This window comes from Oceanobacillus sp. AG (assembly GCF_009746545.1).
GTDB lineage: Bacteria > Bacillota > Bacilli > Bacillales > Amphibacillaceae > Oceanobacillus > Oceanobacillus indicireducens.
The window spans coordinates 1-19,507 of sequence record NZ_WOWT01000012.1 but is presented as its reverse complement, the minus strand read 5'-3'; the positions used below and the strand labels follow the sequence as shown (position 1 = coordinate 19,507).

The window sequence follows — 19,507 nt, the reverse complement described above, 5'->3', positions numbered from 1 at the left end:
AAGCTACAACTTTCGTTATGAGAAATCTGGGAATTTTCTTGAATTTGACTAGGGTCAGTGGTATATTTAAAGAAATCTCATAATCGGGAAGGAGTGAAGGAATGAAATTAATCGTAAAATTACTAGTGGGTATTGTTGCCGGTATTCTTATCGGGTTAGTTATCCCAGATTTCATCGTGAAGATTATCGTGACATTCAAAGAACTGTTCGGACAATTCCTCGGATTTGCGATTCCGCTGATCATCATTTTTTATATTGCCAGTGGGATTGCGAGCTTCGGTAAGCATTCCGGGAAAATGCTTGGGATCACCGGAGGGCTTGCTTATATATCCACAATTTTGGCGGGCACGTTAGCATTTATCGTTGCTCTTTTTGTTATTCCAAAGCTCGTTGGAAATGGTGGAGCATCCGCGGAAGAAGCCAGTGGCTTCGAGCCTATATTTGAACTTACAATTGATCCGATTACAGGTGTGATGACAGCTTTAGTTCTTGCATTCGTTTTCGGAATCGGTATTACACGAGTTGAAAGTCCAACGTTGAGATCCTTTTTTGACGAAGGAAAAGAAATTATTGAGCTACTCATCTGGAAAGTCATCATTCCAATTTTGCCGTTTTACATTGCAAGTATTTTTGCCGAACTTGCTGCAGATGGAACGGTATTTGACACGCTTCAAGCATTTGGACTCGTGCTTGTCATGGCGATTGTGCTTCACTGGGTATGGCTTGTTGTGCTTTATACTGTTGCGGGTACACTTTCCAAGAAAAATCCATTTACTTTATTAAAAACAATGCTCCCAGCCTATTTTACCGGACTCGGAACCATGTCCAGTGCGGCTACTATTCCAGTTACGGTTCGCTCTTCAAAAAATAATGGAGTAAGTGATGGAGTGGCTGATTCAGCTGTTCCATTATGTGCGACCATTCATTTAGCGGGAAGTACAATTACACTTACTATGTGCTCTGTAGCAGTTATGATGCTTTCCAATGAGATGGAATTACCAACATTTGGCATGATGATTCCCTTCATCTTAATGCTTGGGATTATTATGATTGCTGCTCCCGGAGTTCCAGGCGGTGCCGTCATGGCAGCGTTAGGACTGCTTAGCACCATGCTCGGCTTCGATGAAACAGCACTTGGATTGATGATTGCATTATACATGGCGCAGGATAGCTTTGGTACTGCAACAAACGTGACTGGTGACGGCGCAATCGCGATGATGGTCGATAAAATCATTGGAGCGAAATCAGAAGATCCAGCCGCATAAAAATAAAGGTGCTAGACAGTTTTTTGTCAGCACCTTTTCCTTTCATATGCGAGCTATTAGGATTGCTCCCTAGTTCCGGCTTAATTGGTCAACTGCTATAATCGCGTGTGCTACATCCTCCGCGGTAATGTCTGGAGATAGATTCCTCATTGTTTCTCCCGCTTGTGTCGCTGCTTCACCTATTTTAACCAAGTCTTCAAAGGACACTCTATCTAAATGCATTTCTCTTAATGTAGTTGGTAAGTTTAATGCACGATAGAAATGGATGTATTTTCTTAATTCTGCTTCCGAATGCAATTCAAGCATTAACTGAACCAATGTTCCATAAGCAACTTTTTCACCATGGGTTAGCTTATGAATATCGCCTTCGAGAACGGTAAACCCATTATGGATTGCGTGCGCCGCTGCGAGTCCTCCAGTTTCGAATCCTAAACCAGATAATAATGTATTCGCTTCGACAACTGCTTCCACTTGTTTCGTGACGAGACCCTTTTCTACCGCATGATAAGCAGGGATCCCATATTTAAATAACGTTTCTTCACACGTTTTTGCAATGGCTTGTGCTGCAATACTTGGCTTCCCGCCAGCCATCGTCTCCCCGTCGCTCTTGATCGTTGCTCTTGCTTCTACCCATGTCGCCATCGCATCTGCAATCCCAGAGGCGAAAAAGCGTGGTGGAGCCTTTGCCACTACTGCCGTGTCAATCAATACAAGATCCGGGTTCTTATTATAAAATTTATACGACTCGAATACGCCGTCATCACTATAAATAACGGATAAGGCACTTGTCGGTGCGTCCGTCGAAGCAGTTGTTGGGACAATCACAACGCCAACATCGAGGCCATCCGCACTTGCTTTAGCAGCATCCAACGTTTTTCCGCCGCCTACACCTATAACAAGATCGACCGTCTGACTTTTACCTTCTTCTACAACTCGATTGATTTCATTAAGAGAAGCCTCGCCTTTGAATTCAACAAAATGATAATCCAAACTCGTTTCCTTAAAGCTTGCTTCAATCTGTTCGCCCGTGATTCCCCACACGACTTCATCTGACAAAATCAACGGTTTATTTCCTAATTTTTTTACATGCTCACCAATTTCATTTAATACGTGGACTCCTTGAATGTACTTACTCGGTGATTGAAAAATAATCGCAGCCATATGACTCGCTCCCTCATGTTTGATTATACCTTTAGTATACCCTATATTTTTGCATGGATTCCAATTGGATATGAGGTAAAGTATAAAAAGCTGGCACCTCTAATCTAGGAAGCCAGCTGATCATGTATTGTTTGCGTAAGTAATATAGCTATCGGAAAAATTTAACGTGGATAAGGGTTCTCTACGGTATATTCCCAGTATATCATTTCGCCAGTCAAGAGCATTTAATTTACGTAGTTCATTGGATCCTGCAGGGCACCATTCTTATATACTTCAAAATGTAAATGAATACCCGTTGAATTACCAGTGTTACCCATTATCCCAATTACTGTCCCAGTAGTTACTTGTTGGCCAACCGATACATTGATGGACGATAGGTGTCCATAAACTGTTTTTAATCCATCACTATGTTCAATCTCTATTCTATTTCCTAAGCCACCAGCAGAACCTGCTTTCGTTACTACCCCATCTGCAGCAGCCAAAATATTATAATTGCTTGGTCTTGCTATATCAATACCTTGATGCATTCTACCCCAGCGTGGTCCAACATAACTGGAAATGTAGCCTCCCACCGCTGGCCATGCTAGATAACCGCCACTTGATCCAACACTATCTGAAGCAATTTGAGTATCCGGCGCCGGTTGCGTTAATGCTGTCATATTTTCTTTCACATCTTTTTCAAGTGCTGCTAGCTTATTATCTTCAAGTTTTAGTTCCTCTACTTTAGCAACAAGCTTTTCCTCTTTTTCTTCTATGTTAGCTTGCTTGACCTTCGCTTCTTTCTCCTGATCCTCAATCAATGCTTGCATTTCTTCTAACTCTAGTTTCAAATCTTTTAATTCTTCAAGTTTAACAACGACTTCTTCTCGCTTCTCTTCTACAATTTCTTTATCCGCTTCAATTTGTTCCATCAACGTTACATCCGAGTCTGTAATCTTATTTATCGCACTAATACGGCTAATGAAATCACCGAAGCTTTGAGATCCGAATAATACTTCCAGGTAGGAGATATCTCCACCGCTTTTCTGGTAAGCAGAAGCCCGTTCTTTCAAAATGTCAAAGCGTTCCTCAATCGCTTGTTCTAGCTTGGCAATTTCAACTTCAAGTGTATCTATCTCTTCTTGTGTATTCGATATATCTTCTTCATTCTTCTTCAATGATGCTTTGTTTTCATCGACTGCTTTCTTAATCCGACTAATTTTAACATTAGTTTCTTCTAATTCAATTAAAATATCAGCTATTTCCTCTTCCGCTTCAGAAAGGTTAGCTTTTATGTCTTTACGGTCTTGCTGCAGTTCGGTTTCTTTATTTTTTAGATCTTCTAATGAATCTGCAGATGCTGTTGTACTGAAAAAAGCGCTACCAAAACCAACCACTGCCATAGTGGCCATCGCTGCGATCTTTCTCTTCAATTTCTCGTTCCCCATTTCCCTCGCATTTATTGCTAAACAAGCTATATTTAACGTCCTCTATGTATAAAAACACTAACGTGAAAGTTTATCACGCATTAACGGTCTGTAATACCCCACTTCTAAACAGGAGGAAAGCCCCACTGAATGAAGTTTCACTTTATACTTTATATGTTTACTTTTGCTAATCTATGGGTACTTTATCACATCTCCATTTCATAAAAGTTAATATAATATTACAGTTGTATATCAAATATCGACACAATATTCCGTTATTCACGAAATAATTTGGCTTGAGAACTGACAAGTTGCCAAGCCATACACGCTTCCCTTGCTACTTACCCGGCTTCTTAGTAGAATGAATGCTTGATAGATTGATAAATATGTTTAGAGACGGAGTGAAGTTGTAAGATTGCTGGAAAGAAAATTTGATGAAATGCTTCAAATAAAGACAAAAGGGCTTAGGGAATGGCGTGGACAGACGGATGACTATAATCGGTATGAGGCGACACCCTATGCTGCTCTTGAACAATTGTTCAGCTCGTATAAACTGAAACCCACTGATCATGTAGTCGATTTTGGCAGTGGAAGGGGCAGGGTGCCATTTTACCTCCATCATCATTTCGATGTGCCTGTAACAGGTGTGGAAATGAATGAGCTTACTTTCGAGGAATCACAGATAAATAAAGCATTATATACAAGGAAAAACAAACATCTGAAAGCACCAATCCGCTTTGAATTCGGCCTTGCCGAACAATATGAAATCAGACCTGAACAAAATGTATTTTACTTTTTTAATCCATTTTCGGTCACGATATTCAAACAAGTCGTAGAAAACATTCTGCAATCCGTGAAAGAACATGGACGGTCTGTAGACATCATCTTCTATTATCCCCTACCCGAATTTAAAAAGTTCCTAAAAAAAGAAACACCTTTCCGATTAATTAACAAAGTGAAAGCGTATAAAAAACATGGGAAACATGGGAAATTCCTGATCTATCGCTTAGATTAATTCGTTATCTAGTGTCTGGTTTTCATTGCGGAATGAAGACTAGACATTTTTTGTTTGATAAAACTATCAGACTATAAAAATCCTAAAACGCGCTGGGACATTGCTCATCAACCGAAAATCTCAGGTCCCCAATTATTCGATAGTTTAAATTCGACGTATGCCAAGCTCCGCGAACCAGCTGTGCTATTATTAAGTAAAAATAAACTTTTAATTGGGTTATTATATTGTGAATTATACTGTAGACAGAGAAGAGGGAGAGCCATGACAGAAGAAATTAAAATTCTCATTGTTGAAGATGATTATGAAATTGCCCGGATTATGCGTGATCATTTGGTGAGAGAAGGATTCCAGGTCACTTGGGCTTCAACCGGGGTTGAGGGCTGGGAAGAATTTAAAGAAGGTAATTTTTCCCTCGTACTTGTTGATTTGATGATGCCGGAAATGGATGGATTTGAATTATGTAAACAGATTCGGTTGGAAAGTGATATACCACTCCTCATTGTCAGTGCGAAAACGGAGGATGACAGTAAGGTTCTTGGACTTGATCTTGGAGCGGATGATTATTTAACCAAGCCATTCAGCCTAAAAGAGCTGACCGCCAGGGTCCATTCCCACCTAAGAAGATACCATCGTTATACAGGAAAACATCAGCAAGAGAAAATGATTCGTTATAAACACGGTTTAGCAATTGATTTTCTAAATGAGACTGTATTTATAAATGGAGAAGTTGCTGTACTCACGGCTAAAGAGCAAGAGATTTTATTTTTGCTTGCTAAGAATCCTTTTATCACATTTGAAAAGGGAAAAATATATGAGCATGTCTGGCAAATGATGAATGTAGATGGCAATAACACGATTACCGTCCATATTAAAAGCCTCCGCACGAAGCTGAAAGATACCGGAAAACATCCAACATTCATCCAGACTGTCTGGGGCGTCGGGTACCGCTTTATCGGAGAACAATCAGGATGAAGATTAAATATTGGTTAATGATTAGTTATCTCGTTGTGATGGTATTGCCAATCGTAGCAGTTTATCTTTTATATATCAGTCTAAGCAACTATGATCAAAAACAAGATTTACAGGAGTTCCTACACTTTCAAGAAATCGTTGCGGACTTGGAAAGTGTGCTGAAGGATGTTTCCCTGTATCAAGGCCAGCCTAAAGAAAATTATCGGAATCTGAAAAGTCTTACCGATGATCATTTAAAAATTGATTTATATCGTTCCGATGGCCTTCATTTATTTTCTTCGATGAACACATTAGGTACCGAGCAGTTTCAGTGGACACCTCAAGAAAACTTATTTCGCAATTTAAATGAGTTTCAGAAAAATCCACGTACTTATACGATGAAGCAACTAGTCTTTGATGAGCAAAATCAGCCAATCGGACTATACGAAATCACACTCAGTCGAAATAAATGGGCGGAAGCAACAAGTACACGCACCAACATGATGTTCATCCTTTTAGCCGGGTTCTTCCTTATTCTTTATATTATCGTGCTTCTAGCGATTAACCGAAAATTGAACCAGCCCTTGAATCATTTGCAACAGCATATGAGAGCATTCGCAGACGGGAAAAAACCAACGAAGCCACTCGCCCAACCAAAGGATGAAATTGGCATACTTATTCATCACTTTGAACAGATGAAAGCTCAAATCATGGAAACAAACGAGGCGCTCCTTAAGCAACAGCGGGAGAAAGAATATATGGTCGCTTCCCTTTCTCATGACTTAAAAACACCATTAACCGCCGTTCGCGCATATACGGAAGCATTGGAAAATCACCATTTAACGGAAGAAGAACAGAAAGAATACCGCCACATCCTTTATGAAAAGCTCGATCACATGAAAGATATGATCAATGATTTGTCTGTCTTTACCGCGCTACAATCCGCGGAAAACATATTGAATAAAGTGTCAGTCAATGGAAATGAGTTTTTCGAAATGTTGTTTACTGGTTATGAAGAAGCTTGTTCTAGTAAACAGATTACACTTACTACAGAAATAGCTGTTAAAAACGGTTACTTGCTTGACCCGAAGCAAATGGTGCGGCTCCTTGATAATCTCATGGATAATGCGGTTCGTTACACACCAAGCGAGAAACAGATTTGGTTAGCCGGAATATCTGCAAAAAATCCGCTCCCCGAATGGGTATTCCCAGCGTTTAGAAATGAAGTGGATACATGGCGGGATGATGGCACCGTCATCCTCATTCAAAATGAGGGGAAAGGCATGAAACAGAGGCAGCTTGCTAATGTGTTCCAGCCTTTTTATCAAAATGAATCTTCCCGTGGTAAAGGATCCACGTCCGGACTAGGCCTTAGTATCGCAAAAATGATTATGGAAAAACATGATGGAAAAATAAAAATTTGGTCAACAGAGGATAAAGGAACATTAATAGCTTGTTGGCTCAAGGAAAGGGGTTCATAATGAAACGTAAATGGAAGAGATATCTTATTCTTTTAAGTGTATTAACGTTAGTACTAGGAGGTTGTTCCCAAAACATGAAAGTTTCTGCAGAAGAAATCATCCACAATGCGATTGAATCGGATAAGGATATAACAAATTATGCAGGTGTATCGGAAACAAAAATATTTGAAGGAGAAGAATTAATCGAACATTTCACTATGGAAGAGAATGTGGAAGGACAAAAAAGAAAAATCATTTCTAATGACAAATTGCTCGGGAATCAGTCGGAAGTTTTAAACGATGGTGAGAAGATGCTTATGTATGACAAAGAGAATGGAATAGCTCATGAAATGGATTTATCCGAGCTTGGAGGTTTCACAACAACTAGTCCGAGAGAACAATTCACAACCGTGATGGATATAATCCAAGACTCACATACGCATGAGTTAGTTGGTGAAGAAAAAATTCTCGGGTTTGACACGTATCACATTCAAATCGAGGCAAATGAATCCGGTGGTTTAATCGGTGACATGGAGGTATGGATTGATAAAAAAACATGGTTTATCGTAAAACTTATCTCTGAAACAGGAGATAGCCGAACCGAATCAACATATACAGAGCTCGACTTTTCACCGAAATTTACCGAAGATGTGTTTACAATCGATATCCCAGATGACGTTGAAATCGAAACATTGGACGGAGATTTAGGAGAGACAAGCGTCACTTTAGAAGAAGCTAAGGAAGCATTAGGCCAAGATTTCCTTCTGTTTTCTCATGACAATACAGAATTATTAAGTGTGGAGCTGTATGATTTCTCCGGCGGGGAGTTAGACCGGAATGAAATTGTGATGAATTACGGTTCCAAAGAAGGCACACCTCTAGCCTCTCTATCCGTTTTCCCTACTCCAGAGGATATGGAAATTGAAGCACCTAATTTAGAAATTCGCGGAAATCCTGCTGAGTACGAGGAAATTATTAATGGATATACATGGGATGAAGATGGTTTACGCTACTCGCTTCTCGTTGAAGATCCTAGTGTAGATGAAGAAGAAATTTTAAATTGGACTGAGAATATGGTATTAAGCTCTGAAGAATAACCGAATGATAATGACAAGCGGTGCCTGGCATAGTTTAGTGCCAGGCACTTTCCCTTACTTCTTAAACAACCTCGTAAAAATCCACGGCCTCTCTTTCGTACTAACACTTTCCTTTTTCCTTTCTTGCATATCATTCATCGTTTTCATCAAATACTCATCCCGCTTCCGTTCATAGTCCCTTTGTTCTTTTTCCCGTTCATCCACTTGTTCACTTGGAAAACTATGCTGCTGTAATAATAGATCCTCATACCCGTCCATCCGTTCATGCATTTGGTGCAGCATCGTCAACAACTGCTTATTCTGTTCTGTCAGGTTCTGTAGCTCTTCCATCATTTCCTTGTACATTGGACCTTGATTGACCAAAGCCCCTTCTTTATCCTCTCTTTTCGCTGGAATAAAAAATTCAGTCGGATTATCCAATAGGTGCTTCACCTGTCCATGCTGATGCCCTTGTTCCAACAATGAACGGATCTTTCTAATCGTAGCAAACGAACTTTCATGGATGAGATACGCCTTCTTCTCGCCTCTTTTTATATTCAAAAAATCCCTATACTGCCTCGCATATCTTCTAACTGTTTCTGGAGGTATATTCACTTCTTTGGAGACACTTGCAACCGGAAACCATTCATTATTTTCATGCATGCCGTTCATCCCCCATTCATGTCTTCTCAATTCAATCCGTTACTTATATCAATACAACTTTCCAATCGTTAATTCCTCCTTAATTGTCCATCTTTTCATCGTAAAAATCCGACAAATTATGCATAAAGGTGTAGCAACGATTCATTTGGCAGACACTCTAACAAATGGTATACTACTTTTTTATACGATTAGAAAGTAGGTATAATATGGAATTCTCTACCGGAAAACAAAAAGTTATTATTGTTAGCAGTCTCGTATTATTCTTGCTCCTTGCTATATTCAGAGAGCAACTTATACATATGGATGAAGCCATCTATTCATGGCTGACAGCATACGAATTACCAGGTATCTTTTCAATAATGGAAGGACTTACGGAAATTGGCTCTGGTGAAATGATTTTAATTATCACTTTCATTATCGCGGCTATCCTTGCGTTCAAACGGTTGTGGAGCTATGCCTTTTTTTCACTTGTCGTGACATTCGGCGGCATTTTCATCAATTTGGCTTTGAAAATGACGATTCAACGAGGCAGGCCTGGAGAATCAAGAGATCTGGAAGTGTTCGGCCACTCACTTGATTTAACTTCCTATAGTTTTCCAAGTGGTCATTCAATGCGCATCGTTCTTTTGGCTCTCATTTTAATTTTTCTAGCTGTTCATTTCATAAAATCGAAAAAGTTGAAAACAATTACGGTTATTTTATGCATCGCCCTTCCCTTGCTTGTATGTGTAAGCAGAGTCATAATTGGCATGCATTATTTCACGGACGTCTTAGCAGCCGCATTTGTTGCGATTTTCTGGTTTCAGATTTGCTATTTATTCTTCACGGAAAGATTCAGTTCAAAAACGAGAGTATATCAACGCTATTAAATCTAGCCTTCCTGTTATTGGAAGGTTTTTTTATTTTTATAAAAACTAAGCTACTCCTAATCAGCGTAATACTGCTAGTTTGCGGTATTATTTCTTTCTATTACTCGTATCATTTATGAAAGAAAAATCAGGATGAAATCAACACAACGGAAAACTCTGCCACTTGCATTAGTAATCGCAAGCACAATATAATAGAATTAGTTCTAGGATTGTAACTGGTTAGTCAGGCAAAACCTGGGAAAGATACATAAGTAGACTAATTTTATGTCGAATTATGTTCTTTTCCAGGTTTTTTTATATAGATAACATAAGGAGCATTACAAACGACGAGCCCCGTCATTATTACAAATACAGCTGATTATTTGGATATTATCCCTGAAAAATCAAGATATGTTGGTTTAGAAGACAGCATATTAACTGTCGTAAAATAGTTGTTTTTCCAAGGCGACAGCTAATCATAAATAATATAAAATTAAGGAGAGATAGCATGGCTACATTCAAATCACAATTTCCAATGATAAAGAAGAAAATCCGATGCAAGCGAAATATCAAGGATTGCATCATCAATTCGTAGCTAGTTCCCTTGCAACGAAAAAGCTTCATGAAATTATTCCAGATGGGAAAATGGGTTGTATGCTTGCTAGAATGAGCTATTATCCGAACACACCAAATCCAGAAGACGTACTCAAGGCACAGCAAGATAACCAGGAAAACCTCTTCTTTGCAGATGTTCATGCACGCGGAGAATATCCAAAATACCTAGATCGTTTCTTCGTAGAAAATGATATTGAAATTGTGAAAGAAACCGGCGATGATGAGATTTTAAAACAATACCCCGTTGACTACATTTCATTCAGCTATTATATGTCAATGGTATCCTCCAACTCTCCAGAAGGCGAGCGTACAGAGGGAAATCTTATGAACACATTGAAAAACCCTTATCTAGAAGCATCCGAATGGGGCTGGCAAATCGACCCGGTTGGCTTACGAGTAGTGTTAAACGAACTTTATGACCGTTATCAACTGCCGCTCTTCCTTGTAGAAAATGGCTTAGGGGCTTATGATAAGGTAGAAGAAGATGGTTCCATCCATGATGACTACCGGATCGATTATATGAAAAACATATCGAACAAATGAAAGAAGCAATCGGTGATGGTGTCGATTTAATGGGTTACCTCGTTTGGGGACCGATTGACCTCGTATCGATGTCAACGAGTGAAATGTCGAACGCTACGGCATGATCTACGTTGACAAAGACGACGAAGGAAATGGCACATTAGAAAGAAGTAAAAAGGATTCCTTCTACTGGTATAAGAAAGTCATAGAAAGCAATGGAGAAGAACTATAAATCATCATTTATAAAATATAAAATGGAGATGAGATAAATGGTAGAAAAAAAGTTTACAATCATTGATAAAGTAGGATTACACGCACGTCCGGCTTCAGCCTTAGTACAGGTTGCCGGGCAATTCACATCAGACGTTCAGTTAGAGTACAACGGAAAATCTGTTAACTTGAAATCCATTATGGGAGTTATGTCACTCGGAGTTGGTCAAGATGCTGAAATTACGATTCGCACAGAGGGCGATGACGAGCAGGAAGCATTGGACAAATTAGAGGAAACATTGAATAAAGAAGGTTTGGCAGAATGAGTATGCTACATGGTATCGCAGCTTCAAGTGGTATCGTGCTTGCGAAAGCGTATCGGTTAATCGAACCTGATCTCTCCTTTGAAAAAAGACAAGTAGAAGATACGGAAAAGGAAATCGAACGTTTCCAGCGTGCACTCGCTATCTCGAAAGATGAACTTGAAGCAATTCGTGAAAAGGCAAAAGTTGACCTTGGTGAAGATAAAGCTGCCATCTTTGAGGCACATTTACTTGTATTGAGTGACCCAGAACTGATTTCTCCTATCGAGGAAAAGGTGAAAACCGAACAAGTAAATGCCGAACAAGCTCTGAAGGAAACGGCAGATATGTTCATTACAATGTTTGAACAAATGGATAATGACTATATGAAAGAACGCGCTGCAGATATTCGTGATGTAACGAAACGCGTGCTTGCCCATCTACTTGGAGTGCAAATGGTAAATCCAAGCATGATCTCTGAAGAAGTGATCATTGTGGCGGAAGACTTAACACCATCAGATACCGCTCAATTGAACCGTGAATTTGTCAAAGGCTTTATAACAGATATTGGTGGCCGGACTTCCCATTCGGCAATCATGGCCCGCTCCATGGAAATCCCTGCGGTAGTCGGAACAAAAACGGTGACAGAAGAAGTTCAAGATGGCGACTTTCTTATTGTTGACGGGTTAAAAGGTGAAGTACATATTAACCCGACAGACGAAAAAATCGCTTTTTATAAAGAAGAACAAATTCGTTATGAAGAACAAAAGGCAGAATGGGCAAAACTTGTGAATGAGAAGACCGTAACAGCGGACGGCGAACACGTCGAATTAGCTGCCAATATTGGAACACCTGACGACTTGACCGGTGTTAAAAACAATGGCGGAGAAGCTGTCGGACTCTACCGTACCGAATTCCTTTACATGGGACGCGACCAATTGCCAACAGAAGAAGAACAATTTGAAGCATATAAAGCAGTACTAGAAGGTATGGACGGAAAAGCTGTCGTCGTTCGTACGCTTGATATCGGAGGAGATAAGGAACTTCCTTATCTGGACCTACCGAATGAGATGAACCCATTCCTTGGATTCCGTGCGATTCGTCTTTGTTTAGAGGAACAGGATATATTCCGTGTTCAACTACGTGCACTTCTTCGCGCAAGTGTCTATGGTAACTTAAAAATAATGTTCCCAATGATTGCGACATTAGCGGAATTTCGACGGGCAAAAGCAATTTTAGAACAAGAAAAAGAATTATTAGTTTCAGCAGGTACAGCCGTTTCTGATGATATTGAAGTCGGAATTATGGTGGAGATCCCTTCCACTGCCGTACTTGCAGACCAATTCGCAAAAGAAGTAGATTTCTTCAGTATTGGAACGAATGATTTGATTCAGTACACAATGGCTGCCGACCGCATGAACGAACAGGTCTCTTACCTATACCAGCCGTACAATCCAGCCATTTTACGTCTTGTAAAAATGGTCATTGATGCCTCCCACCGTGAAGGTAAATGGACAGGCATGTGCGGCGAAATGGCCGGCGATGAGCTAGCTATACCACTCCTGCTTGGACTCGGACTAGACGAATTCTCAATGAGTGCAACATCGATCCTACAAGCCAGGTCACAGATTCGTGGATTGAGTAAGCAGGATATGGTGGAACTTGCTGAGAAGGCTCTAGAAATGGGAACCGCGGAAGAAGTTGTTGCAGAAGTGAAGAGAGTAACGGAAGCGAAGTAAATGTAATGAGCAGCATCTTCAGGCGGTTAATTCCGTTTCAAGATGCTGCTTTTTCCTACACGGAAAGGAGGATTTGATAGTGATTAAATTAGAATCACTCCTCCCTAATAGATTGGGACTTAAAATCATTGAAGATCTAGAAGAAATGGACATAGGGCACACGATTATTGCCTGCACAAGAGATTATGCAGCTATACAAAAAGACATATCCCCGGAAGAGAAAAAAATTGTAAGAGGATCATACGCAGAAGTAAAAGAAGTAACAGATTTCGTGGAAATCTCAGATGACTTCATAAAAATTACCTCAGGAGTGATTGGGATGCCGACTAATAGGATAATGCAGATATTAAAAGAGCTAATGTCCACTAAAACTCCAATTACCAGTAATGATTTAGCTAACACTATTCAAGTAACATCAAGAACGATTCGAAATGATATAAAGGAACTTAATGAGATCCTATTACATAGTGGTGGATGCATTAAGTCAACCAGAGGAATTGGCTATGTGCTGGAAGTAAAAGACACGGATACATTCAAATTGTTTTTGCAAAAGATGTTTAAAAACTCGAATACTCTAGCTAATCAATCACCAAATACACCAGAAGAGCGTGTCAACTATATTATTCGAAAACTTTTATTAGCAAATGGTTACATTAAATTAGACGACATTGCTGATGAACTATATATAAGCAAATCAACACTACAAAATGATTTAATTGAAGTAAGAAAAATAATAAAAAGTTTTAAACTAGAGATAGAAAGTAAACCATATTATGGTGTGAAGGTTACAGGGAGTGAAATGAATTTTCGCTTTTGCTTGTCGGAGTATTTATTGAATAGAGAAAGTATTACATTCAATATGCTAACCCCCACGGACTCCCTATTTTCAAATAAAGAACTTAATAAAATTCAAGCTATCATTTTGGGAGAAATTCAAAAGAATGAGATTTATCTATCTGATATTGAGTTAAATAATTTAAGTATTCACTTCGCTATTGCTTGTAAACGAATTCATGATGAAAATTATATCCTTCTCCCACCTGAGGACTTTGAAGGAATATACACAAAAAAAGAATACAAAGTGGCGGAAAAAATAGTAAAAAAAATTGAATCGGCTTTTGACGTTTGTTTTCCTGAGCAGGAAATTGCATATATTGCAATTCATCTCTTAGGGACGAATAAAATTGCAACAACTAATTTAAGTCAACAAGAGTTTGAAACATTTGTAGATAGTGATTTAAGAGATATAATCAACGAGATTATTATGAAAATAGATGAACGATTAAAATTACAATTAAAAAACGATAAAGAACTGTTTATCGCGTTAGGATTGCATTTGAGACCAGCAATAAATCGTCTACGTTATAGAATGAATATGCGAAACCCATTACTTGATGAGATTAAAGCAAAATATCCACTTGCATTTGATGCTGCGATTTTAGCAAGCAAAGTTTTAAATAATAGATTAGAGATTGAAATTGATGAGCACGAAATTGGCTATATTGCGTTACATATAAAGGTCGCCATGTACAGACAACAAATTAATCAAGATGTAAAGCGTTGTATTATCGTTTGTGCATCTGGCTCAGGTAGCGCCATGTTACTTAAGTATAAATTGCAAGCTAGGTATTTTAATCAATTAATAGTTGTAGATACAATCGATTATTATCGTTTAAATGAAACTACTCTAGAACAAATTGATTTTGTTATTACAACTATCCCAATTGAAAGCAAGTTACCTGTGCCAGTAATATTCGTAAATACAATATTAGGTACAAAAGATATTGAACAAATAGAAGATTGTTTACAAGATAGGGATAAAGATAAGGTCGTCTATGTGAAAGAGGAGCTTATCTTTCTTCATCAAGAACTCGAGACAAAAGAAAGCACTATTCAATTTTTAGTGAATAAACTAGAGTCAGCAGGCTATGTTGATGACTCATTCGGTAAATCAGTACTTGAGAGAGAACGATTATCGCCAACTAGTTTTGGAAACTTGGTTGCCATCCCCCACCCCATGAGTCCGCACACAGATGAAACAATTTGGGCAATATGCACGTTGAAAAAGCCTATTAATTGGGGAGGGAATCGTGTACAATTCGTTTGTTTATTAAGTCTAGGGAAGAATAAAACTCCTAATATAGAGGGGATGTATGATTATTTAATCGGAATGATTGATAACGAAAAAAAGGTCAAACAGCTGATAAATTGTGAGAACAAGGAAGAATTTTTGGGGTTACTAAACAATATTGATTAAAGCAGTATATAGAAAATTCCGGGTTGATATTACCCGGTCTTTTTTATTATGTAAATATAGATTAATTTCCATGTAATCTTTTCCTTAGCGTTAAGGAAAAAGTATGGATTCAAGCGAAAGCGGTTTCACATTATTATATATATGTAAGCAGAACCAAACGAATAGATTGTATTGGCTTAAGGGGGCAAAGCAGCATTGGATATAGAAGAAGTAAGCTTTCAAATTATATTACATGGCGGAAATGCTCGAAACTTGGCAATGGAAGCAATCCAGCATGCTAAAGTAGGAGAATTTAAAGCAGCTAATCAAAAAATCCAGGAAGCAAATGAAGAAATGAGTAAAGCGCATCGGTTCCAAACGGATCTGATCCAAGGAGAGGCTCGTGGAGAAAAAATAGAGATTCGTTTGTTACTTATACATGCACAGGACCATCTCATGAATGCAATGACAGTTGTTGATTTAGCTGAAGAAGTAATTGAACTTCATAATAAAATTAAATAATTGGAAAGGGGATTTTTATGTCTAATCATAAGTTGAAAGTGGCTACAATTGGTGGAGGTTCAAGTTATACACCAGAATTAGTCGAGGGCTTTATAAAACGGTATGATGAATTTCCATTGACCGAATTGTGGTTGGCTGATATTGAAGAGGGTAAAGAGAAGCTTGAGATTGTAGGTAACCTTGCTAAACGAATGATTGAAAATGCAGGTCTCCCGATTGATGTTCACTTAACACTTGATCGCAAAGCCGCACTAAAAGATGCCGACTTTGTCACAACTCAATTCCGTGTCGGTTTGCTCAATGCACGTGCAAAAGATGAACGTATTCCACTTAAATATGGTGTACTTGGTCAAGAAACGAACGGTCCAGGGGGATTATTTAAAGGTTTACGTACAATCCCAGTCATCTTAGATATTGCCAAAGACATGGAGGAACTTTGTCCAAATGCGTGGTTAATCAACTTTACAAATCCTGCTGGGATGGTAACAGAGGCAGTTCTTCGTTACTCCAATATTGATAAAATTATCGGCCTATGTAATGTACCTATTGGAATGGAGATGGGGATTGCTAAATTACTAGACGTAGAACATTCTCGAGTTCGTATTGATTTTGCCGGGCTAAACCATATGGTATATGGGTTAGATGTATATGTTGATGGAGTTAGTGTCAAAGATGAAGTAATTGAGAAGTTATCCGATCCGGCAAATAGTAGTTTTGTCAAAAACATAGATGGTATGGGTTGGGAACCAGCGTTTATTCAATCTTTAAATGCTCTTACGTGCCCCTATCATATGTACTACTATAAATCAAAAGAGATGTTAGATAAAGCAATAGAAAGTGCTGAGAAAGAAGGAACTCGTGCAGAGGTTGTTCAGAAATTAGAAGAAGAGTTATTTAAGTTATATAAAGATGAAAATCTAAATATTAAGCCGCCACAACTCGAAGAACGTGGAGGAGCGTATTATTCCGATGCAGCTGTTCGTTTGATCACTTCCATCTATACAGATAAGCATGATATTCAACCAGTTAACACAAGGAATAATGGCGCAATCGCAAGTATTCCCGCAGATTCAGCTGTGGAAGTAAGTAGTATTATTACAAAGGACGGTCCAATTCCATTAACAATGGGTGATATTCCTGTAGCAGCACGTGGACTAGTTCAACAAATTAAATCATTTGAACGGATTGCGGCAGAAGCAGCTGTGACAGGAGATTATAATAAAGCAGTTCTCGCATTAGCAATTAACCCGCTTACGCCTTCTGATACGATTGCAAAGGAAATTGTGGATGAAATGTTGGAAGCGCATAAAAAATATTTACCACAATTTTTCCAAACTGAAACAGTAAATTAATTCGAATATGGTTCTGGAGAAAGCATTTCCGGAACCGGAAGAGGATTTATTAGATTCATAATTAAGGAGGGACTAGTACAGTGTTACACAAAAAACTTAAACCATTTCCGACTGATTTCTTATGGGGAGCCGCTTCAGCTGCATATCAAGTAGAGGGTGCATGGGATACAGATGGAAAAGGAAAGTCCAATTGGGACGAATTCGTCCGTATTCCTGGGAAAACATTCAAAGATACCAACGGCGATGTAGCTGTTGATCATTACCATCGCTACAAAGAAGATATAGCTTTGATGGCTGAAATGGGATTGAAAACCTATCGATTCTCTGTAGCATGGACACGTATCTTTCCAAATGGAAAAGGAGAAGTAAATCAAAAAGGTATAGATTTTTACAATCGTTTAATTGATGAGTTGGTCAAGCATGGTATTGAGCCAATATTAACCATTTATCATTGGGATTTACCACAAGCTCTTCAAGATGAGTATGGTGGCTGGGAATCAAGGCAAATTGTCGAGGACTTTAGAAATTATAGTATTACATTATTCAAGGAGTTCGGAGACCGTGTGAAATATTGGGTTTCATTAAATGAACAAAATATATTCACTAGACTGGGCTATCAAACAGGTATGCACCCACCTGGGGTAAAAGATGACAAACAATTTTATCAAGTGAACCACCATGCTAATTTAGCAAATGCGATTGCTATTAAAGAATTTCGTAATTATGTTCCTGATGGAAAAATTGGACCAAGTTTTGCATACTCACCAGCCTATGCTGCCACATCAAAACCAGCAGACATATTAGCTGCGGAAAACGCGGAAGAGTTAACAAACCACTGGTGGATGGATGTCTACACATGGGGTGAGTATCCAAAAGCAACTTGGAATTATCTCAAGCGTAGAGGTATTGCTCCACAAGTAAAAGAGAGCGATTTCACACTATTGAAAGAAGGAAAGCCTGACTTCATGGGAGTGAACTATTATCAAACGACTACTTATGAAAAAAATCCCTTAGATGGCGCTACACTGGATGGTCACTTCAACACCACAGGTAAAAAAGGCACCACGGGGACCACTGGTATACAAGGACTCTTTAAAACTGTTGCCAATGAAAACCTAGAGACAACAAACTGGGATTGGAACATTGACCCACAAGGATTACGGATTGGTCTTCGTCGAATAACGAACCGCTACGGATTACCAATCTTAATCAGCGAAAATGGTCTTGGTGAATACGATACCGTTGAAGAAGATGGCACGATAAATGATGACTACCGCATCGAGTATATTCACACTCATTTAAAGGCTATTCAGGAAGCAATTACAGACGGTGTTGACATGATTGGTTATTGTGTGTGGTCCTTTACTGATCTTCTCAGCTGGTTAAATGGATTCCAGAAACGCTATGGCTTTGTATATGTTAATCAGCATGAAGACGGAAAAAACGACCTTCGACGTATCAAAAAGAAGAGCTTTTATTGGTACAAGGAAGTCATTGATAATAATGGAGAAAATATTTAATGAACTGTAAACGCTGTCGCCAGTATGTCTCGGTACTTGGATTAACGATAGCTTCTAAATAGCGAAATTATAATTCTATGGAGGGATGTAAAATGAAAAAGGCGTTAATTATTTGTGCAGGTGGTATGTCATCTTCTTTAATGGCTAAGAAAACAACAGAGTTTCTTAAAAAGGAGGGTCATGATATTGAATTAGAAGCAACAGGAGCTAATGAAGGTCAAAAACTGATTGAAAAAGGTGATTTTGATTTATTTTTGGTAAGTCCTCAAACAAAAATGTACTATAAAAGGCTTAAAGATGCCGGGGATCGTTCGGGCAAACCAGTTGTAAACATCCCACCTCAGGCATATGTTCCGATTCCTATGGGGATAGAAAAGTTAGCGAATGTGATTTTACAAGAGTTTCCGGATGAATGATCTGCTCTTAGATTAAGTCCAATTGAGTGGAAATAAGGCACGCTTATTAATAAACAGCTTCCCCGCTACTAAACGCTAGTAGCGAGAGCTGGATTAATAGAAGCATTCCTGTAATGAAGAAATTTGAGGTTTGAACAAAAAAGAGCCTCTCTGGTATAGTACTGGGTGTCAATGCGCATTGACCCCTAAATTAAAACATACCAAGGAGAGGACTCACCATGAATTATA

The 19,507-nt window shown here is 38.8% G+C and carries 16 protein-coding genes and 1 pseudogene; 14 read left to right on the top strand and 3 right to left on the bottom strand.

Going from position 1 to position 19,507, the window contains the following annotated elements; genetic code table 11:
- Nucleotides 1-101: 101 nt before the first annotated feature.
- On the top strand, nucleotides 102-1,265 hold the full coding sequence (locus GN217_RS07925; RefSeq protein WP_156856146.1) for a dicarboxylate/amino acid:cation symporter: 1,164 nt from the start codon (nucleotides 102-104) through the stop codon (nucleotides 1,263-1,265).
- A gap of 69 nt (nucleotides 1,266-1,334) precedes the next feature.
- Here the strand turns inward: GN217_RS07925 and GN217_RS07920 are convergent, their stop codons facing one another.
- Together GN217_RS07920 and GN217_RS07915 are read right to left on the bottom strand one after the other, a co-directional pair.
- Entirely contained in the window at nucleotides 1,335-2,426 is a 1,092-nt protein-coding gene (locus tag GN217_RS07920; protein WP_156856145.1) for a glycerol dehydrogenase, read from the bottom strand.
- A 224-nt stretch (nucleotides 2,427-2,650) separates the two neighbouring features.
- Nucleotides 2,651-3,838 carry a murein hydrolase activator EnvC family protein gene (locus tag GN217_RS07915; protein WP_198042614.1) on the bottom strand — a complete coding sequence of 396 codons (1,188 nt, stop codon included), beginning with the start codon at nucleotides 3,836-3,838 and terminating at the stop codon, nucleotides 2,651-2,653.
- 409 nt (nucleotides 3,839-4,247) lie between these two features.
- On the opposite strand from GN217_RS07915, the gene GN217_RS07910 reads away from it, so the two are divergent.
- The 4 genes from GN217_RS07910 (at nucleotide 4,248) to GN217_RS07895 (ending at nucleotide 8,355) form a co-directional block, all read left to right on the top strand.
- Nucleotides 4,248-4,847, top strand: a complete 600-nt coding sequence (locus GN217_RS07910; RefSeq protein ID WP_232334368.1) for an SAM-dependent methyltransferase — start codon at nucleotides 4,248-4,250, stop codon at nucleotides 4,845-4,847.
- Nucleotides 4,848-5,108: 261 nt separating this feature from the next.
- Nucleotides 5,109-5,819 carry a response regulator transcription factor gene (locus tag GN217_RS07905; protein WP_156856143.1) on the top strand — a complete coding sequence of 237 codons (711 nt, stop codon included), beginning with the start codon at nucleotides 5,109-5,111 and terminating at the stop codon, nucleotides 5,817-5,819.
- Nucleotides 5,816-7,279 (top strand): HAMP domain-containing sensor histidine kinase, encoded by a 1,464-nt coding sequence (locus GN217_RS07900; protein ID WP_156856142.1) that lies wholly within the window; start codon nucleotides 5,816-5,818, stop codon nucleotides 7,277-7,279. The genes GN217_RS07905 and GN217_RS07900 overlap by 4 nt, the downstream gene beginning before the upstream one ends.
- 74 nt (nucleotides 7,280-7,353) lie before the next feature.
- On the top strand, nucleotides 7,354-8,355 hold the full coding sequence (locus GN217_RS07895) for a LolA family protein (protein WP_156856141.1): 1,002 nt from the start codon (nucleotides 7,354-7,356) through the stop codon (nucleotides 8,353-8,355).
- Between the two features lie 54 nt (nucleotides 8,356-8,409).
- On the opposite strand, the gene GN217_RS07890 is transcribed toward GN217_RS07895, so the two are convergent.
- Entirely contained in the window at nucleotides 8,410-8,997 is a 588-nt protein-coding gene (locus GN217_RS07890) for a MerR family transcriptional regulator (RefSeq protein ID WP_198042613.1), read from the bottom strand.
- Nucleotides 8,998-9,161: 164 nt separating this feature from the next.
- Between GN217_RS07890 and GN217_RS07885 the strand changes: the two genes are divergently transcribed.
- The 9 genes and pseudogenes from GN217_RS07885 (at nucleotide 9,162) to GN217_RS07835 (ending at nucleotide 19,279) form a co-directional block, all read left to right on the top strand.
- Nucleotides 9,162-9,866 (top strand): phosphatase PAP2 family protein, encoded by a 705-nt coding sequence (locus tag GN217_RS07885; protein ID WP_156856139.1) that lies wholly within the window; start codon nucleotides 9,162-9,164, stop codon nucleotides 9,864-9,866.
- 546 nt (nucleotides 9,867-10,412) lie between these two features.
- Nucleotides 10,413-11,214: pseudogene (locus tag GN217_RS07880) on the top strand (family 1 glycosylhydrolase); the annotation flags it as partial.
- 37 nt (nucleotides 11,215-11,251) lie between these two features.
- A complete protein-coding gene (locus tag GN217_RS07865) occupies nucleotides 11,252-11,518 on the top strand; it encodes a phosphocarrier protein HPr (RefSeq protein ID WP_156856135.1) in 267 nt (88 codons plus the stop codon).
- Nucleotides 11,515-13,233, top strand: coding sequence for a phosphoenolpyruvate--protein phosphotransferase (gene ptsP, locus GN217_RS07860; RefSeq protein ID WP_156856134.1), 1,719 nt, complete (start codon nucleotides 11,515-11,517; stop codon nucleotides 13,231-13,233). Before GN217_RS07865 ends, ptsP begins: the two co-directional genes overlap by 4 nt.
- 79 nt (nucleotides 13,234-13,312) lie before the next feature.
- On the top strand, nucleotides 13,313-15,490 hold the full coding sequence (locus tag GN217_RS07855) for a BglG family transcription antiterminator (protein WP_156856133.1): 2,178 nt from the start codon (nucleotides 13,313-13,315) through the stop codon (nucleotides 15,488-15,490).
- Between the two features lie 195 nt (nucleotides 15,491-15,685).
- Nucleotides 15,686-15,991 carry a PTS lactose/cellobiose transporter subunit IIA gene (locus GN217_RS07850; protein ID WP_156856132.1) on the top strand — a complete coding sequence of 102 codons (306 nt, stop codon included), beginning with the start codon at nucleotides 15,686-15,688 and terminating at the stop codon, nucleotides 15,989-15,991.
- A gap of 17 nt (nucleotides 15,992-16,008) precedes the next feature.
- The gene (locus GN217_RS07845) at nucleotides 16,009-17,343 is read left to right on the top strand and encodes a 6-phospho-beta-glucosidase (protein ID WP_156856131.1); all 1,335 of its coding nucleotides are present in this window, start codon (nucleotides 16,009-16,011) and stop codon (nucleotides 17,341-17,343) included.
- 80 nt (nucleotides 17,344-17,423) lie between these two features.
- Nucleotides 17,424-18,863, top strand: a complete 1,440-nt coding sequence (locus tag GN217_RS07840) for a glycoside hydrolase family 1 protein (RefSeq protein ID WP_156856130.1) — start codon at nucleotides 17,424-17,426, stop codon at nucleotides 18,861-18,863.
- Between the two features lie 92 nt (nucleotides 18,864-18,955).
- On the top strand, nucleotides 18,956-19,279 hold the full coding sequence (locus GN217_RS07835; protein ID WP_156856129.1) for a PTS cellobiose transporter subunit IIB: 324 nt from the start codon (nucleotides 18,956-18,958) through the stop codon (nucleotides 19,277-19,279).
- Nucleotides 19,280-19,507 lie beyond the last annotated feature (228 nt).